The organism is Streptosporangium sp. NPDC048886 (genome assembly GCF_055586905.1).
In genome coordinates this window covers 123,935-139,977 of record NZ_JBVJHH010000028.1, presented here as the reverse complement: position 1 = coordinate 139,977, position 16,043 = coordinate 123,935, and the positions used below count along the sequence as shown (strand labels likewise).

Annotated in this window: 14 protein-coding genes and 1 pseudogene; 10 read left to right on the top strand and 5 right to left on the bottom strand. The window is 73.3% G+C overall.

What is annotated here, in order from left to right; genetic code table 11:
* Nucleotides 1-249: 249 nt before the first annotated feature.
* On the bottom strand, nucleotides 250-1,767 hold the full coding sequence (locus ACZ6R6_RS31245) for an alpha/beta hydrolase (protein ID WP_470099372.1): 1,518 nt from the start codon (nucleotides 1,765-1,767) through the stop codon (nucleotides 250-252).
* A gap of 135 nt (nucleotides 1,768-1,902) precedes the next feature.
* Here ACZ6R6_RS31245 and ACZ6R6_RS31240 point away from each other — a divergent pair, with 135 nt between their 5' ends.
* From ACZ6R6_RS31240 to ACZ6R6_RS31220, 5 genes are all read left to right on the top strand, one after another.
* Complete coding sequence (locus tag ACZ6R6_RS31240) at nucleotides 1,903-3,030, top strand: sensor histidine kinase (RefSeq protein WP_470099370.1); 1,128 nt, start codon at nucleotides 1,903-1,905, stop codon at nucleotides 3,028-3,030.
* 19 nt (nucleotides 3,031-3,049) lie between these two features.
* On the top strand, nucleotides 3,050-3,736 hold the full coding sequence (locus tag ACZ6R6_RS31235) for a response regulator transcription factor (protein ID WP_470099368.1): 687 nt from the start codon (nucleotides 3,050-3,052) through the stop codon (nucleotides 3,734-3,736).
* Between the two features lie 409 nt (nucleotides 3,737-4,145).
* Nucleotides 4,146-5,168, top strand: a complete 1,023-nt coding sequence (locus ACZ6R6_RS31230) for a YihY/virulence factor BrkB family protein (RefSeq protein ID WP_470099366.1) — start codon at nucleotides 4,146-4,148, stop codon at nucleotides 5,166-5,168.
* A 74-nt stretch (nucleotides 5,169-5,242) separates the two neighbouring features.
* Nucleotides 5,243-5,719: a low molecular weight protein-tyrosine-phosphatase gene (locus tag ACZ6R6_RS31225; RefSeq protein ID WP_470099364.1), complete on the top strand. Its 477-nt coding sequence runs from the start codon at nucleotides 5,243-5,245 to the stop codon at nucleotides 5,717-5,719.
* Nucleotides 5,720-5,868: 149 nt separating this feature from the next.
* Nucleotides 5,869-6,327: a hypothetical protein gene (locus ACZ6R6_RS31220; protein ID WP_470099362.1), complete on the top strand. Its 459-nt coding sequence runs from the start codon at nucleotides 5,869-5,871 to the stop codon at nucleotides 6,325-6,327.
* A gap of 74 nt (nucleotides 6,328-6,401) precedes the next feature.
* Here ACZ6R6_RS31220 and ACZ6R6_RS31215 read toward each other — a convergent pair whose 3' ends face one another.
* From ACZ6R6_RS31215 to ACZ6R6_RS31200, 4 genes are all read right to left on the bottom strand, one after another.
* Nucleotides 6,402-8,705 carry a xanthine dehydrogenase family protein molybdopterin-binding subunit gene (locus ACZ6R6_RS31215; RefSeq protein WP_470099360.1) on the bottom strand — a complete coding sequence of 768 codons (2,304 nt, stop codon included), beginning with the start codon at nucleotides 8,703-8,705 and terminating at the stop codon, nucleotides 6,402-6,404.
* A gap of 102 nt (nucleotides 8,706-8,807) precedes the next feature.
* Nucleotides 8,808-9,290, bottom strand: a complete 483-nt coding sequence (locus ACZ6R6_RS31210; protein ID WP_470099358.1) for an OsmC family protein — start codon at nucleotides 9,288-9,290, stop codon at nucleotides 8,808-8,810.
* 61 nt (nucleotides 9,291-9,351) lie between these two features.
* Nucleotides 9,352-9,996, bottom strand: coding sequence for a GntR family transcriptional regulator (locus ACZ6R6_RS31205; protein WP_470099356.1), 645 nt, complete (start codon nucleotides 9,994-9,996; stop codon nucleotides 9,352-9,354).
* Nucleotides 9,997-10,098: 102 nt separating this feature from the next.
* A complete protein-coding gene (locus ACZ6R6_RS31200) occupies nucleotides 10,099-11,382 on the bottom strand; it encodes an acyl-CoA dehydrogenase family protein (RefSeq protein ID WP_470099354.1) in 1,284 nt (427 codons plus the stop codon).
* A gap of 90 nt (nucleotides 11,383-11,472) precedes the next feature.
* Here ACZ6R6_RS31200 and ACZ6R6_RS31195 point away from each other — a divergent pair, with 90 nt between their 5' ends.
* The 5 genes and pseudogenes from ACZ6R6_RS31195 to ACZ6R6_RS31175 all read left to right on the top strand — a co-directional run bounded on the left by ACZ6R6_RS31195 (nucleotide 11,473) and on the right by ACZ6R6_RS31175 (nucleotide 15,957).
* Nucleotides 11,473-12,276, top strand: coding sequence for a TetR/AcrR family transcriptional regulator (locus tag ACZ6R6_RS31195; RefSeq protein WP_470099352.1), 804 nt, complete (start codon nucleotides 11,473-11,475; stop codon nucleotides 12,274-12,276).
* A gap of 425 nt (nucleotides 12,277-12,701) precedes the next feature.
* Entirely contained in the window at nucleotides 12,702-12,980 is a 279-nt protein-coding gene (locus ACZ6R6_RS31190; protein ID WP_470099350.1) for a hypothetical protein, read from the top strand.
* 403 nt (nucleotides 12,981-13,383) lie between these two features.
* Entirely contained in the window at nucleotides 13,384-15,414 is a 2,031-nt protein-coding gene (locus tag ACZ6R6_RS31185) for a hypothetical protein (protein ID WP_470099348.1), read from the top strand.
* Nucleotides 15,415-15,582: 168 nt separating this feature from the next.
* Nucleotides 15,583-15,822: pseudogene (locus ACZ6R6_RS31180) on the top strand (arginine deiminase family protein); the annotation flags it as partial.
* Entirely contained in the window at nucleotides 15,805-15,957 is a 153-nt protein-coding gene (locus tag ACZ6R6_RS31175; protein ID WP_470099380.1) for an arginine deiminase family protein, read from the top strand. The pseudogene ACZ6R6_RS31180 and the gene ACZ6R6_RS31175, both read left to right, overlap by 18 nt.
* Nucleotides 15,958-16,043 lie beyond the last annotated feature (86 nt).

Sequence of the window (16,043 nt, the reverse complement as noted above, 5' to 3'; positions counted from 1 at the left end):
GGACGAGGGCACGATGTGGGCGAGCACGTTCGCCCTGACCGAGGTGACGGCCGAGGTGGAGGCGCGCATCAGCGCACTCGTGAAGCAGGCGGTGAACTGAGGCGCGGCCGGAACGGAACTGCCCATGACCACGTCGGCGGCGGTCGGGAAACAGCTCACGCACGCCTCGTTGATCCGGTTTGGCGCGGTTGGCCCCAGCTCTTGATGCGTGAGGCCGCGACGGGGGTATCACGGCCTCGGGGTGGCGGGTCAGGGATGGCAGATCGGGTCGGCGGCGGGGAGGGCGCCGGTGGCCAGGTAGGCGTTGACCTTGGCGTCCACGCAGGCGTTGCCGTATTCGCCGTAGATCCCGTGGGCGGTGGTGCCGCGCAGGGTGAGCAGGCGGGAGCCGGTCAGCGCCCGGTGCATGGCCTTGCTGCCCTCGTAGGTGGTGGCGGTGTCGCCGGTGGCGGACACGATCAGCGCGGGGGTGGGGTTGCCGACGTGTGTGAGGCGCTCACGCGGGTGGTCCGGCCAGAAGGCGCAGGGCCAGATGTTGTTCTTGAGAGGGCCGAAGAGGGGGTGGCGCGCGCGGCTGCGCTGGACGTCGTTCCAGTAGGCGTCGGGGTCGCGCGGCGCGGCGCGGTCGCCGCAGGTGATCGCGGCGGCCGGGCCGGCAAGCGGGGAGCCGGCGCTGGTCAGGACGAACGTGAGGAATCCGTCGAGTTCGGGGCCGGGGTCGGCCGGGCGGCCGTGCGCGGCCTCGTTCAGGGTCCGAACGGTGGAGGTGAACTCCGCACGGGCCGCGGGGCGGTCGTCGCCGGAGCCGGCGGAGAGGATGTACGGGACCGCCTGGTCATCCACCTCGTACGGTCCGACGCGCAGCGGGCGGTCCTCGGCGACGGCGACGATCGCGTTCACGGTGGCGAGCACGCGGGCGGGGGTGGCGCCGAGGCCGTAGGCGCCGTGACGTTCGGCGGCCCAGGCCGCCCAGCCGCGCAGCGCGCGTTCCGCCTCGCCTTCGGTGCCCTGCGTCGCCCTGGGCCCCCACTTGCGCGGGTCGCCCGCGCTGTCCAGGACCACGCGGTCGGTGCGGCCGGGGAACATCTGGGTGTAGACCGCGCCCAGGTAGCTGCCGTAGGAGTAGCCGAGGAAGGAGATCCGGCGCTCCCCGAGGACGCGGCGCACGAGGTCGATGTCGCGGGCCGTGTCGCGCGTGTTGGCGTACGGGAGCACGTCGGCGTGGCGCCGGGCGCAGCGCTCGGCCAGGTCGCGCTGTACCGCCACCTGGTGATCGAACCGGGCGCGGGTCGGACCGGCCGAGCGGAGCCACAGGCCGATGGGCCAGCCGCAGTCGAGCGGCGTGCTGCGCCCGACGAAGCGCGGGTCCAGGCCGACGAGGTCGTAACGGGCGGCGACGTCCTTCATGGCCGCGCGCGTCTGCAGGGGCATGCCCAGCGTGCTCTCGCCGGGGCCGCCGCTGTTGAGGACCATGGTGCCGATGCGATGGGCGCGGTCCGTGGCGGGGAGGCGGGACAGCGCGAGTTTGATGGCGCGGCCGCCGGGCCTGGAGTGGTCGAGCGGGACGGTGAGCTCCGCGCACCGTGCGCCTGCCCGGTCGAGCTCCCTGCCGAGGGCGTCGTCGGGCCCCTGGGCGCAGGGCTTCCAGTCGAGCGGTGGGGGCGGGCCGCCGTCGGCGCTGGCCGGAGGCGCAACGGCGGCGGACAGGGCGATCAGGGCGAGGATCGGGACCAGGCGTCTGCGGGTACGCCCAAATGTCGGTTTCATGGCCGAGGACGCTATTCCGGCCAGATGTCCGGCACGATACAGCCAGCCGCACGCGCGTTGGTACAGCCCGCTGTAGTGCCCGACGGGGACCGGTGACGGATAATGATCTCCGTACGGCGTCGTGAGGAGGTGCGCATGCGTGACCGTGCGTTCTCCGGCTCGGTCTACCTGCTGGGCACGTTGGCCACCGCCGTGGTCACGGCGCTCGCGTTGCCGGTGCTGCTCGCGCCGCCGGCGGCGCGGGGCTGGGCGGCCTGGCACCGTCAGCGGGCCGGCAGGCTGCTCGGCGTTCCGGCCGACGGACGGCCGGGCGGGCGGCGGGATCTCGCCTGGGCGCTCGCGCACGTCGCCGTCGGGTTCCCGCTCGGGCTGGCCGCCCTGATATGCCTGGGCAATGTCCTGGTCGCCGCGGTGGCGTTGCCATTGTGGTGGGCGTTTCCCGCCGACGCGCGTCCCACCCTGTTCTCGTTCTTCGATGTCCATGTGGACGATTGGGAGACCGCGCTGGTCGGGGGCTCCGTTCAGATCGCCGTCCTCGGTGCGGCGGCCTGGTGGGTGCTCCCGACGCTGGCGCGACTGCACGCGCGGCTGTGCCTGGCGGTGCTCGCGCCGTCGGCCCGCGAGCGGCTCACCGAGCGGGTCGACGTGCTGACCAGGAGCCGGGTCGGCGTGGTCGACGCCCATGGCGCGGAGCTCCAGCGGATCGAACGCGATCTGCACGACGGGACGCAGGCGCGGCTGGTGACCATCGCCATGCAGCTGGGCATGGCCCGGGAGTCACTCGCCGACGCCCCGGACACGGTGGCGATGCTTCTCCAGCAGGCGCACGAGACGGCGGAGGAGGCGATGGTCGAGCTCCGCACGGTGCTCCAGACGATCTACCCGCCGATCCTCGCCGACCGCGGGCTCGACGGGGCGCTGACGGCGCTGGCCGCCCGGTCGAGCGTGCCGGTCCACATCGAGCTCGCCGATCTGGGCGCGCTCCCGGCGACCGTGGAGGCGGTGGCCTACTACGTGATCGCCGAGGCGCTGACGAACGTGACCAAGCACGCCGCCGCCACACGAGCGGCCCTCCGGATCGAGCGCGCCGACGACGTGCTGTCCATCGAGGTCACCGACGACGGAAGGGGCGGCGCCGACGAGGCGCGCGGCACCGGGATCTCCGGGATACGCCGGCGGGTCGCCGCCCTGGACGGCGCCGTCCGTCTCGACAGCCCGCCGGGCGGCCCCACCACGCTCGCCGTCCAGATGCCGTGCGCATAACGATCGTTCAGGAGGTCCCGTGCGGGTCGTGATCGCCGAGGACAACGTCCTGCTGTCCAGCGGCCTGGAGCTGCTGCTGGCGGCGAAGGGCTGCGAGGTCGTGGCCGTCGTCGGTGACGGCGAGGCGTTCCTCCTCGCCGTCACCGAGCACCGCCCCGACATCGCCATCGTCGACGTGCGGCTGCCACCGTCGTTCCGCGACGAGGGAATCCACGCCGCGTTACGGGCCCGCCGCGAGCACGGCGCGCTGCCGATCCTGGTGCTCTCGCAGTACGTCGAGCGCGAGTACGCCGGCGAGCTCCTCTCCGACGGCCGCGGGGGCATCGGCTACCTCCTCAAGGACCGCATCGGCCGGGTGGCCGAATTCGTCGACGCCCTGCGCCGCGTCGCGGCCGGCGGCACCGCCATGGACCCCGAAGTGGTCGCCCAGCTCCTCGCCCGCCGCACCGGCGACCCCCTGGACACCCTCACCTCCCGCGAGCGGGAGTCGCTCGCCCTCATGGCGCAGGGCCACGACAACGCCACCATCGCCGAGCAGATGCGCATCTCCGACAACGCCGTCCACAAGCACATCGGCAACATATTCGCCAAGCTCGGCCTGGCACCGGACGACTCCGGCCACCGCCGCGTACGCGCAGTGCTCGCCTACCTGGACGGCGCGCCCCGGGCGGCCGGGCCGGGCCCTGGGCGCGGGAACCCGCACTGATCCGCGCATAGAGGCGATCGGGGCGGCGCTGACCTGCGGTTTCACTGAGGGAGCCGCCGTGTGACCCGGGCACGTCATCCGGTACGGCGACGGCCCAGCAAGATCCGATGTAGGTTTTGGGCTTATGTGAGCCGGACCCCGACAACACCGGTTCCTCGTGCATACCTTCTCGTCTCGCCCACCGGGCCCGGACCATCCGGCGGCGCCAGGCCGACCCGACTCCGTCGAGGCTGCTCCCACCGGCAGTCCCCGGCCACGGCTGTTTCCGGCTTCACCCCACCGCTACGACGGCGGAGATTCGGCGACCTCGCCTAAAGGTCATTATCGGGCAATTGGTTCACAAAGCCGCTGTCCGGGTAGCCGGCTCCCCGATATGGGAACCGCGACGAAAGTGCCGCAGACACGGAGTATGAGCGGCGAGGAGCTCTCCGCCGACCACGCGTGGGTGACCCTGCGCAAGTACGGGCGATGGCACCTCATCCGTGACTCCTTCGCCAGGTTCAGGTACGGCGACGGGATGACCAACTCGCGTGCGCTGGCCCTGCAGGTGTGCCTGTCCATCATCCCCGGCGCCATCGCGCTGGTCGGGCTGAGCTCGGTGCTCAACCAGGAGCAGCTCGGCCAGGTGCTGGAGCTGACCCTGAGCCGGATCGCGCCCGGCGCCGGGGTGGAGGCGGTCAAGGACGTGCTCGCCGACAGCCACCGGCAGGCGGGTCACACCGGGGGCGCCCTTGCCCTGTGGCTCGGCCTGGTCACCGCGCTGGTCTCGCTGACCAGCGCCATGGCCCAGGTGGAGCGCGGGGCCAACCGGATCTACGGCGTCGAGCGCGACCGCCCGTTCCACCGCAAGTACGGCAGGGCCCTGCTGATGGCCGTCTCCGCCGGCGCCTTCATGACGGTGGGCTTCGTGGTGATGGTCGGCGGCGGGGCGATCGGGCGAGCGCTCGCCCAGGTCTACGGCTGGGGCGAGGACATGCTGGCGGCGTTCACGCTGGTCCGCTGGCCGGTCGGATTCCTGCTGGCCCTGCTGTCCGCCTCGGTGCTGTTCCGCGCCGCCCCCCGGCGCCGGCAGCCGGGCCACACCTGGCTGGCCTTCGGCGCCCTGGTCGCCCTGGTCCTGTGGACGGCGTTCACCCTCCTGCTGGCCCTCTACATCGAGCGCAGCGGCACCTTCGGCGCCACCTACGGCCCGCTCACCGCCGTCATGGCGCTGCTGCTGTGGTCCTTCCTCAGCTCGACGGCGCTCTTCCTCGGGCTGGCCTTCGCCGCGCAGCTGGAGGCGTGCCGCGGCGGCAACCGGGAGCCGGTCGGGCCGGATCCCGGCCCCACCGCCGAGGAGGAGCGGGAACCGCTGGTGGGCGCCGTCGGCACGGCCGCCGCCGAGGCCGTACGGGGGCTGGCGCGGTGGTGGCGCCGGCCCCGGATCCGGTAGAGCCGGCCGGTCACGGGCGGCGTCGTGCGGGTCCGCCATGCTCACGCGGTGTCCGACGGCGGCATCCTGTGGGGATGAGTTATCGCATATGCGTCGTGTGCCTGGGAAACATCTGCCGGTCCCCGATGGCCGAGGTGGTGCTGAGGAAGACCCTGGCCGACCACGGGCTGGGCGATGTCGTCTCGGTCGACAGCGCGGGCACGGGCGGCTGGCATCAGGGCTCCCCGATGGACGAGCGGGCCGCGGCGATGCTGGCCGACAACGGCTATGACGGCTCCTCGCACAGTGCCAGGCAGTTCCTGGCCGGCTGGTTCGGTCAGGTGGACCTGGTGCTGGCGATGGACGCCGAGAACCTCCGGGCGCTGCGCCGCCTGGCGCCGGCCGGCTCGGACGTGCGGCTGTTCCGCTCCTTCGACCCGGCCGCGCCGGCGGGGGCCGAGGTGCCCGACCCCTACTACGGCGGCCGCGAGGGCTTCGCCGACGTGCTGGAGATGGTCCGGGCCGCGTCCGAGGGACTGGCCGAGCACCTGTCGCGGACACTGTCGCGGTGAGGGACCCGCGGGCGGCCTCCCTCGTCCGGGCGCCGTGGCCGCCGTCCCGTCCCGGTCCCCGCGCGAGGGCCGGGGATCTCCGCACGGGCTGATGTCGGTGACCGCCGCTACTGTCGGCGATCACTGTCACCGCCTTGAGGAGGGACCGCATGACCGAGCCAGACGCGATCATGACCGAGATCGGCCGGGGCATCGAGCTCAACCAGAGCGGCAGGCGGGAAGAGGCCCGCCGGCTGTTCTCCGGCCTCTGGGAGGAGATCGGCGTCACCGGCGATCCGCTGCACCGCTGCGCGCTCGCCCACTCGATGGCCGACGCCCAGGACGACCCGCACGAGGAACTGGTCTGGGATCTGCGCGCGCTGGAGGCGGCGGACCTGGTCACCGACGAACGGGCCCGGCAGGCGGGCGCCACCGGCCCCGTGGCTGGCTTCTACCCGTCCCTGCACCTCAACCTCGGGGAGGTCTACCGGAAGCTGGGCGACCTCGATCGCGCGCGGGACCACCTCGATCGCGGGCGGGCCTCGGTGGGCGCCCTCGGCGACGACGGGTACGGGCAGATGATCAAAGGGGGGCTGGACCGGCTGGCGGACCGCTTGCGGGCCGTCTGAGAGCCCGGCCTGGCCGGTCGGCCGTGCCCCCCACGGCGCCGGGCCGGCGCCGCGGGACGTCCCGCCCGGCCCGCTCACCGGCCGCGGGGGCAGCGGGTGAGCAGGGACCAGAGGACCTGCGGGGTCAGCGGGGTGGCGGTGATCCGGCCGGCGATCTCGGGCAGGGCCGCGGCCACCGCGTTGCCGACGGCCGCGGGCGGGCCGATCGTGCCCGCCTCGCCCGCGCCCTTCATGCCGCCGGGAGTGATGGGGGAAGGGGTCTCCAGCAGGACGACTTCGATCTCCGGGATCTCCCGCACCGTCGGCAGGAGATACTCCGCCGCCGGCTGCCCGTCCGGGGAGTAGACGACCTCCTCCGTCAGCGCCATCCCGATCCCCTGCGCGATCCCGCCTCTCAGCTGGCCTTCGACGATCGCCGGGTTGACCAGCACGCCGGAGTCGCCGACCACCCAGTAGCCCTCGACCTCGACGGCCCCGGTCTCCTCGTCGACCGCCACGGCCGCCGCGTGGGCGCCGTAGGCGTAGGTGTAGGCGCTGGGGTCGTGGGTGACCCGCTCCTCCAGGCCCGGTGACATCCCGGCGGGCAGGTCCCAGCCGCGCCAGGCGGAGGTGGCGATCTCCCGAAGGGTGCGGCGCGCGCCGGGGTCGCCCTTCACCTGTACGGCGCCGTCCACGATCTCCAGGTCCTCCGGGGCCGCCTCCAGCTGGTGGGCGGCGATGGCCACGATCCTGTCGCGCAGCAGGCCGGCCGCCCGGTTCAGGGCCCCGCCGCCGACCACGAGGGAACGGCTGGCGATCGAGCCGACGGAGGAGTACGGCGTGGCGGAGGTGTCGCCGAGCACCACGTGGACCCGCTCCAGCGGCACGCCCACCCCGTCGGCGGCGAGCTGGGCGAGAGTGGTCTCGATGCCCTGCCCCATGCCCGCCACCCCGGCGTGCACGACGACCGAGGCGTCGAGGTCCATCCGCACGATCGCGGTCTCGAACCCGCCTGCGGCCTGGCCCGCCGCCTTCATCCCCATGGACGGCCCCAGGCCGGTCGCCTCCACGTGGCAGGAGAACCCCACACCCCGCCTGCGCCCGTCGTGTGACGGCCTGGCGCGCGCGATCTCGCGCAGCGTGCGCAGGGCGCCGGGGTAGTCGCCCGAGTCGTAGGACTGCCAGGTGCGGGTGGAGTAGGGCAACTCCTCGGGGCCGATCATGTTGCGCAGCCGTAGCTCGACGGGGTCGAGCCCCAGGCGCCGGGCCGCCTCGTCGATCAGCCGTTCCCTGGTCCAGGTCACCTCGGGCTGGCCGAACCCCCGGTAGGAGCCGGTCGGCGTGGTGGTGGTGACGGCGGCGCGCAGGCGCGCCCCGGCCCTGTCGAAACGGTAGGGCCCGGGCAGCATGATGGCCGACACGGCGAGCGGGGAGATGCCGACGTTCGAGGGGTGGGCGCCCAGGTCCCCGAGGATGTCGCAGTGCAGCGCGACGAAGCGGCCGTCCGCCTCCAGCGCCAGCCGGCCCCGGTGCACGGCGTCGCGGGCGGGCAGGGTGGCGACGAGGTGGTCGCTGCGCGACTCGGTCCACGTCACGGGCCGGCCGAGGCGGATCGCGGCCAGGCAGACCAGCGCCTCGTCGGGGTAGAGGTGCTCCTTGGCGCCGAACCCTCCGCCGACGTCGCAGCCGATGACGCGCACCCGGTGGTGGGAGAGCCCGAGCGCCTCGGCCGCGTGGTCGCGCACGTGGTGGGGGGCCTGGGTGGCGGCCCAGACCGTCAGCGTCTCCTCGGCGTAGGCCGCCACGATCCCGCGCGGCTCGACCGGGCTGGGCGCCGCCCTGCCGAGCCGGAACCTCATGTCCACCACGTGGGCCGCGCCGGCGATCGCCTCCTCGCAGTCGGTGTCGCCGACCGCGAAGTCGGTGACCAGGTTGGTGCCCCAGCCGGGGTACAGCAGTGCGGCGCCGCCGTCGAGCGCCGCCTCCACCCCGATCACGGCGGGCAGCTCGCCGAACTCGAAGCCGACCTGCCCGGCCGCGTCATGGGCGGCCTCCGCGGTCCGCGCCACGACGACGGCGAGCGGCTGCCCGGCGTAGCGGATCGTCTCCTCCAGCGCCGGGTAGGAGATCTCACGCTGCCCCGGCGCCAGGGACACGCACGGCAGCCGGACCGCGGCCGCGTCCTCGGCGGTGATGACGTCCAGCACCCCGTCGGCCGCCCGGGCGGCCTCGACGGCACGTCGCGTGACCCGGCCGTGCGCTATGGGGCTCCGGACGACCACCGCGTACGCCATGCCGGGAAGGCGGACGTCGCCGACGAACTTGCCCCGCCCGGTCAGCAGCCGGGAGTCCTCACGGCGGGGGGCCCGGGTGCCGACATACGGATGACCATCGCTCATGGCCCTGATTGTGAGTGCCGTCACGGCCCACGCCAAGACCGCCGTGCCGTACGGCCTCAAGCCGGCGCCGTGCCGTACGGCCTCAAGCCGGCCGGGCGCCGCTCACACCGGCAGGGGCTCACTGACGACGACGGGCTCGTGCCGGACCGGGAAGTTGACGGAGTTGGCGATGAAGCACAGCTCGTGGGCTCGCTCGTGCAGCGCCGCGGCACGCTCGGCGTGCTCCGGAGCGGCGACGGTCACCCGGGGCCGCAGCAGGACCTCCTCGAAACGGCCGCTGCCGTCGGGAGCCTCCGTCATGGTGCCGCTCGGGTGGTCGGTGTAGGCGGTGACCACGACTCCGGCGTTGGCGCACAGGCTGAGATACCAGAGCATGTGGCACTGCGACAGCGAGACGACCAGGAGCTCCTCGGGATTCCACCGGTCCGGCTCGCCACGGAACGACGGGTCGGACGAACCCGCGATCGGCGCCTTGCCGGTGGCGCCGATCTCGTGCGCCCGCCCGTAGGCGCGGTAGTCGCTCGTGCCCGTGCCACCGTTGCCGGTCCACGTCACGTCCACCTCGTAGTGATGAGTCTTCGGCATCGCCTTCTCCTTCCCCGGCGGCCTTCCGCCGGCCATCTTGTCGTCGACCGTCACACCGGCGCTATGACGCCGGGGACGTGCGGGTACGGGCGGCGCCGGTGGCGCGCGCGTGGTCGCCGGCGATCCGGCCGGCGAGTTCGCGCCGGCCATCCCTGATCGCCGCCAGGAGCCGCCGGTGCTCGTCGGCCACCGCCTCCGGACGCTCCGGGGCGGTCAGGGTCGCCCGGGTGGAGACGATGATCTGGTCCCAGAGACGGTCGAGGGTCTCCAGCGCGATCGGGTTGCCGGCGAGCTCGGCCACCGTCCGGTGGAAGTCGCGGTTCAGCCCGACGGCGCGGTCGAGGTCTCCGGCGGCGGTGACCTGTTCGAGCCGCCGCGCGCTGTCCTCCAGCTCCGCCAGGGCCGCGGGCGGGATCCGCCCGTCCCGCTGCCGGTCGGCGGCCAGCTCGGCGGTGAGCGTCTCCAGTGCCGCCCGCACCGCGTAGGCGTGGTCCAGGGAGTCCGGCGACAGGCCGGTCACCACCACGCCCCGGCCCGTGCTCCGCACCAGGCCGTCGCTCTCCAGCCGGCGCAGCGCCTCGCGGACGGGTGTGCGGCTCACCTCCAGCGCCGCGCTCGCCGACAGTTCGGTGAGCCGCTCGCCCGGCGGGTAGTGCCCCGCCACGATCTGCTCGCGCAGCCGCCGATAGACGGTGTCACCGTGCATCGCTCCCCTTCTGCCGCTTTGTATGCAATGTATACATTGTGGCTCGGCTCACCTTCAAGCCGGGGCGGGCGGGGGCGGCGCCGGTCTGCGGAGCGCGACCCGTCAGCCGTTCTCGGGCAGCCCGTACCTGGCCCGTGCCGCGGCGACCCTGTCAGGGAGGAACTCCGTCGGCCAGGGCCCCTCGGCCGGGGAGTAGCCGCGCAGCACGCGCCGGGAGATGGAGGCCAGGTGCACCTCGGTGGGGCCGTCCATGATGCCCATCAGCGGCGCGCTCTGCCAGAGCCTGGCCAGGGGCGTCTCGTTGGAGACGCCGAGCGCGCCGTGGATGTGCATCGCGCGGTAGACGACGTCGTGGAAGACACGGGCGGCGGCGACCTTGCAGGCCGCGATCTGGGTGCGCGCCTCCCTGGTCGAGGACTGGTCGATCAGCCACGCGGTGTGCAGGACCATCAGCCGGAACTGCTGGATCTGGATGTAGGAGTCGGCGATCGCGGCCTGCACCAGTTGCTTGTCGGCCAGCAACCCGTCATGCGTCCGCCTGGACAGCACCCGCTCGCACATCATGTCGAAGGCCTTCTTCACCGCCGCGACCGTGCGCATCGAGTGGTGGATGCGCCCGCCGCCCAGCCGGGCCTGGGAGACCGCGAAGGCGCCGCCCTCCTCACCGAGCAACGCCTCCGCCGGGACCCGGACGTCGTCGTAGCGGATGTGGGCGTGCGCGCCGTGGCCAGGCCGCTCGCCGATCGTGCCGATGTCGCGCAGGATCTCGACGCCCGGGGTGTCGGCCGGGACGAGGAACATCGACATCCGCCTGTAGGGATGGGCCTCGGGGTCGGTCACCGCCATCACGATCAGGAAGGTCGCCGAGGAGGCGTTGGAGGTGAAGTACTTCTCACCGCTGATGACCCAGCCCCCCGAGGCGTCCCGTACGGCGCGGCAGCGGAACAGGCGCGGGTCGGCGCCCGCGTGCGGCTCGGTCATCGAGTAGGCCGAGAAGCACTCGCCGTCCAGCAGCGGCTGGAGGTAGCGCTCCTTCTGCTCGGCGGTGCCGTACATCGCGATGATCTCCGCGTTGCCGGTGTCGGGCGCCTGGCAGCCGAAGATGACCGGCGCCCAGCCGGACCGGCCGATGAGCTCGTTCATCAGAGCCAGCTTGAGCTGGCCGTATCCCTGGCCGCCCAGTTCGGGGCCCAGGTGGCAGGCCCACAGACCCCGGTCCTTGACCTGCTGCTTGAGCGGCCCGACGATCTCGCGCAGCCTGTCGTCCATGTCCCGGTAGGCGTGTCCGCCGAAGACCAGGTCGAGCGGCTCGACCTCGTCACGGATGAAGGCGTCCATCCAGTCGAGCTTCTCCTGGAACTCCGGCTCGGTGGAGAAGTCCCACATGGCGCCTCCTCTGGCACTCCATCCGAATAATGTTCTGTTCGGCGCGAACTTATAATGTGATCGCATTAACAGTCAACGGTGGGAAGCGCGATGACACGGCCGGCGGGGACCCGGGAACGGTTGATCGCCGCGGCGGAGGAGCTGTTCTCCACCCGGGGTATCGGGGCCGTCAGCCTGAACGAGATCGTCCGGGCCTCGGGGGCGCGCAACGCGACCGCGCTGCAGTACCACTTCGGAGACCGGGCCGGGCTGCTCCGCGCCGTACTCGACAAGCACGGCGGCGACGTGGACGCGCGGCGGCACGCCATGCTCGACGACTACGAGAGAGGCGGCGGCCCCGGGCAGCCGCGGACGCCCTCGCCCGCGGACACCGGGACACCCTCGTCCACGGGCACCGGCACGCCCGCCACCGGCCCCACCGGCGCCGGGACGCCGGCCGCCGAGCCCACACATCCGCGGACGCACCCGCCCACCGGCCTGCCGGCGTATCCCCGGGTGCTCGCACTGGCCGCCGCCCTCGTCCACCCGCCGGCCGCCAAACTGGCCGACCTCGACGGCGGCCCGGCCTACCTGCGCATCATGGCCGAGCTCATCGGCCACCCGGGAGCCTCACTGGCCACGGCGGAGCAGGACGACCCCGCCGCCAGCATCCACCGCTGGCGGCGGCTGGCCGCGCCGCTGCTCCAGGAGGACGCGGTCCGGCTGCACCGGCGGCTGGTGGCCATCCGGTTCACCATGGTGGAGCTCGGCCGGCGGGCCCGCTCGGGGCCGCACCCCGACGACCGGCTGTTCGTCAGCCACCTCGTCGACCTGGTCGCCGCGCTGCTGCTCGCGCCGCTGTCGGAGGAGACCCTCCGGCTCGCCGCCGAGCGTGGCGCCGAGACCGCCGGCTGACCGGCGGCCGGGAGCGGACCGTCGGGAGCTGGTTGCCGAAAACGGCCGGGAGCGGGCCACCGGGAACAGCCGGAAGCGAAGCGACCGGGAACGGGTCACCGGGAGCGGCCGGGAGCGGAGAGACCGTGGCGACCTACCGGGACATTGCGATCCGGTCCCGGCGGCACCCCTTCCGGGCCCGGACCTCCGGTCAACGACGGTAACCGTGTGTGACCGAATCCCTTCCTGTCGTACCTGTCCGTCGCCGGAGGGTAATCGGAGCCTCCCAAGGCTTTGGACGCACCTGGATGCCCCCCGGAGTGCCCGCCGTCTACCGTGGAATTCCGGCTCTCCGCCGCATCGGTGCCCTGTGCGGCACCGGTCCGGCATTCCGCCAGCCCGGGCATCGCCCAGGGCGCAACTGATTAGACATGGAGTGATCTGTCATGATCAAAGTCAGGAACGCTCTCGTATCCGGGCTGATGGGGGCCTCCGCGCTCATCGTGCCCGCGACGATGCCGGCTCAGCCCGCCGGCGCCGACACCGTCTCCACGGCCTCCGCCCTCGTCTCCGCGGAGAAGCCCTGCTCGAAGCACAGGAATCCGGCCAAGTGCTACGCCCGGCGCGGCAGCGGCGGCGGTGGCGGCGGCGGTGGCGGCCTCGACCGCGGCATCAGCGACGACAGCATAACCCGCGGCGGCAGCGGCGGCGGCATCGACAACTGACACGACGGCGCCAGCGCCGGACAGGCCGCCCGGCACCGGGCCCACCCGCCGCCCGGTGCCGGAAAGTCATGCCTGTGACCGGCCACGGCCAGGACCGGCGGCCCACCACCTGGTGCCGGACAGCCGCCGGTGACCGGCCTCCGGCCGTGACGGCCCGCGCGGCGCGGCCCGTCACGGTCCGAGGGCCGCGCTCCCCCTGCCACGGTGACGATCCGCCAGGACGGCGAGCTGCCCGAGGACCGCCCCTCTGGAACCGCCGGCCGCCTTTCCGACCGGAGCATGACCGCACGGCCTCTCCCCGGCCGGCCGGCCCGGCCGCAGGCCGAGCCCCCCGCCCCACCATTCGGGCACGGCTCTCCTCATTCGGCAGGCCGTACCCTCACATGGCTGGATAACGTGCCTCATGCCCCCGAACTCGAATCGTCTCTACCAAGCGGTCCTCCGCGACAAGACCGCCCCCATCTCCCTCCGGCTCCGCCGCACCTTCGGAGACTGGCTCGTGACGAAGGGACTCCCCGCGCCGGAGCAGGGCCGGCCGTCCCAGGAGTTCGAGGCGGACGGTGTCAGGGCCCGCATGGACCGCAAAGTCGACTGCGGCCGGTATGTCCTGGAGGAGACCGATGGGAGAGGACCGCTGCGCACACAGGTCACCTACGCGGAGTCGGTGGCCGGGATGACCGGCTGGGTGGTCGTCCGGGTCGAGGGGGACGGCGAGAGCCACGACGGGCACGCCCCGGACTTCGTCCAGGCGTACCTGCGCACCGCGCGGATCACCGACGGAGCGGTGCACCTGACGGACACCGCGGACGCGGTCGACGAGGACGGCGTCCACCGGCTGGTCCACCTGCTCGCCGAGCGCGACCGCCGGGTCCCGGTGATCGTCGTGTCGGCGGATCCCCAGAATCCGCAGGGTGCCCGGGCGAGGGCCGAGCACCTGGCCGGCGCGGTCGCCGGGGCCGGCGTGGTCGTGCGTCTCGCCGATCGACACGCCCAGGACCGCTTCAACGGGACGATGGGCTCCGAGCTCGGCGTGTTCGGCGCGGGCATCCGCACGTACGTGGCGCCCTTCGATCCGGCCTCCGAGAGCTACCCCTACCGGCACCGTCCGATGGGCGGCCCGATGCTCCGCAGACAGGGCGGTCAGGCCCTCGAACTGGTGGCGGGCGGCGCCATCGGCGAGACCGCCCGCCGTCCCCTCCCCGACGACCTCCAACGTGCCTACCAGGTGGTCTCCAGGATCCTGGCGGGCAAGGCGCAGCCCGGCGACATCGCCGCGGCGGTGGCGCCGAGGCCGGCGCCGGCCGGCTCCGACCGGGAGGAGCTGCGCCGCCGGATGATGGCGATGACCGTCCGTCCCGGACCCGTGGCCGCGACGGTCGTGCCCGTCGAGGAGCCCGTCGGGACCGCCGTGGCCGCCGGAAGCGCCGGGGCGGAGGGCGCCGGGACCGCCGGGACCACCGTGGCCGCCGCGGAGTCGGAGGACGCCGGGACCGCCACGGAGCCGGGGGGCGCCGGGACCGGACGGCCCGCCTCCGAGGTGGCCGAGCTCGCCCAGGCGGTCGCCGCCGTCGTGGTCAAGGAGCTGCGGGGAGAGCTCGACGCGGCGCTCGACCTCACGGTCTCGTCGGCGGGGAACGGGACGGACAACAGGGAGATCCTGCGCCAGATGCGCACCCTCGGCGCGCGTGTCGACGGACTGCGCGATCTCATCTCCGTACGGCCGGGCCGCGACCGGCCTCCGGCCGGGCCGGAGGGCGGCAACGGCCGTACGGCGGGCGAGATCGACCGGCTCCGCGCCGAGCACGAGATCCTCCAGCAGGAATACGCCGAGGCCGTCGCGGGCGCCCGCAAGCTCCAGGAGCGGGTCCACTGGCTGGAGGCCAGGCTGGCCGAGGCCGGCCAGCCCGCCTTCGGCCTGTCCGCCGACAGGCCCGCGTTCGAGCCGACGAGTCTCATGGACGCCCTGAACATGGCCCGGGAGACGCTTGCCCACGTGGAGATCGGCGACACCGACACGGAGGCGGCGAAACTCGACCTCGCCTACCCCACACTCGCGCGGGTCTGGGCCTCCAAGACCTGGGACGCCCTACGGGCGCTGGACGCGTTCGCACGGGCCAGGTCGTCGGATGAGTTCGCCGGCGGGTTCTTCGACTGGTGCAGGAGCGCCGCCCGGCTCACGATCCCGGTGGGGATGGTCGCCATGAGCGAGTCCCGGACCGTGAACACCAACGGCAAATACAGCATGAGGCGGACCTTCGCCGTCCCTCTGGAGGTGCACCCCTCGGGCAAGGTGCTGATGGAAGCGCACATCAAGATCCGCAAAGGCGGCTGCCCGGCGCCCCGGATCCACTTCCACGACGACTCGGGCGGCAGCACCGGCAAGATCTGGGTCGGCCACGTGGGCGACCATCTCCCCAACCCCCACACCAACTGATCTGCGGCCCGGAATCATCCACGCGGCCCAGGCGGATCACGATTGGGGCGGGTAGCCACATATGCGCCGATAGAGAGGGTTTTCCGGACACACGGCCCGGATACGCGGTCCGGCAAGGGTGACTCGGGGGGCACCGTCGCGTAGTCAGCATGGGCCGCGCTCGAAGGCGGCGACATGATGCCGATCGGCAACGGGGCGGTCGCGATCGGGGTCAGCGAGCGCTCCACCACCCGGATGATCGAGCACATCGCCCTGGCGCTGTTCGCCCGGCGGGCCGCCACGCGCGTGATCGCGGTGAACATCCGTTCCTACATGCATCTGGACACCGTGTTCACCCTGCTGGACGCCGACAAGGCCACCGGTTACCCACCGGTGGTGGACAACGCGGCGGTGTACTCGCTGCGCCCCGGCGACAAGGAGGCGACGCTGGAGGTCCACCGCGATCACGGCGTGGACGTCGTGGAGATCGAGGGATTCGAACTGGGCAAGGGACGCGGCGGCGGCCCCTGCATGACCTGCCCGATCCTGCGGGACGGGCTGTGACCGTCCGCCCGCCCCGCTGACGTTCCCGCTGACCGTCGGTGGGACCACCTTCGCCTTCGGCGTGGCGGCCTCCGCGGAGGCGTCCG

Excerpts from the sequence above, each read along its gene's own strand:
- ACZ6R6_RS31230 (WP_470099366.1), top strand. The coding sequence starts at position 4,146 with ATGAGCGGCGAGGAGCTCTCCGCCGACCACGCGTGGGTGACCCTGCGC.
- ACZ6R6_RS31245 (WP_470099372.1), bottom strand. The coding sequence starts at position 1,767 with ATGAAACCGACATTTGGGCGTACCCGCAGACGCCTGGTCCCGATCCTC.
- ACZ6R6_RS31215 (WP_470099360.1), bottom strand. The coding sequence starts at position 8,705 with ATGAGCGATGGTCATCCGTATGTCGGCACCCGGGCCCCCCGCCGTGAG.
- ACZ6R6_RS31210 (WP_470099358.1), bottom strand. The coding sequence starts at position 9,290 with ATGCCGAAGACTCATCACTACGAGGTGGACGTGACGTGGACCGGCAAC.
- ACZ6R6_RS31240 (WP_470099370.1), top strand. The coding sequence starts at position 1,903 with ATGCGTGACCGTGCGTTCTCCGGCTCGGTCTACCTGCTGGGCACGTTG.
- ACZ6R6_RS31195 (WP_470099352.1), top strand. The coding sequence starts at position 11,473 with ATGACACGGCCGGCGGGGACCCGGGAACGGTTGATCGCCGCGGCGGAG.
- ACZ6R6_RS31225 (WP_470099364.1), top strand. The coding sequence starts at position 5,243 with ATGAGTTATCGCATATGCGTCGTGTGCCTGGGAAACATCTGCCGGTCC.
- ACZ6R6_RS31220 (WP_470099362.1), top strand. The coding sequence starts at position 5,869 with ATGACCGAGCCAGACGCGATCATGACCGAGATCGGCCGGGGCATCGAG.
- ACZ6R6_RS31200 (WP_470099354.1), bottom strand. The coding sequence starts at position 11,382 with ATGTGGGACTTCTCCACCGAGCCGGAGTTCCAGGAGAAGCTCGACTGG.
- ACZ6R6_RS31185 (WP_470099348.1), top strand. The coding sequence starts at position 13,384 with ATGCCCCCGAACTCGAATCGTCTCTACCAAGCGGTCCTCCGCGACAAG.
- ACZ6R6_RS31190 (WP_470099350.1), top strand. The coding sequence starts at position 12,702 with ATGATCAAAGTCAGGAACGCTCTCGTATCCGGGCTGATGGGGGCCTCC.
- ACZ6R6_RS31205 (WP_470099356.1), bottom strand. The coding sequence starts at position 9,996 with ATGCACGGTGACACCGTCTATCGGCGGCTGCGCGAGCAGATCGTGGCG.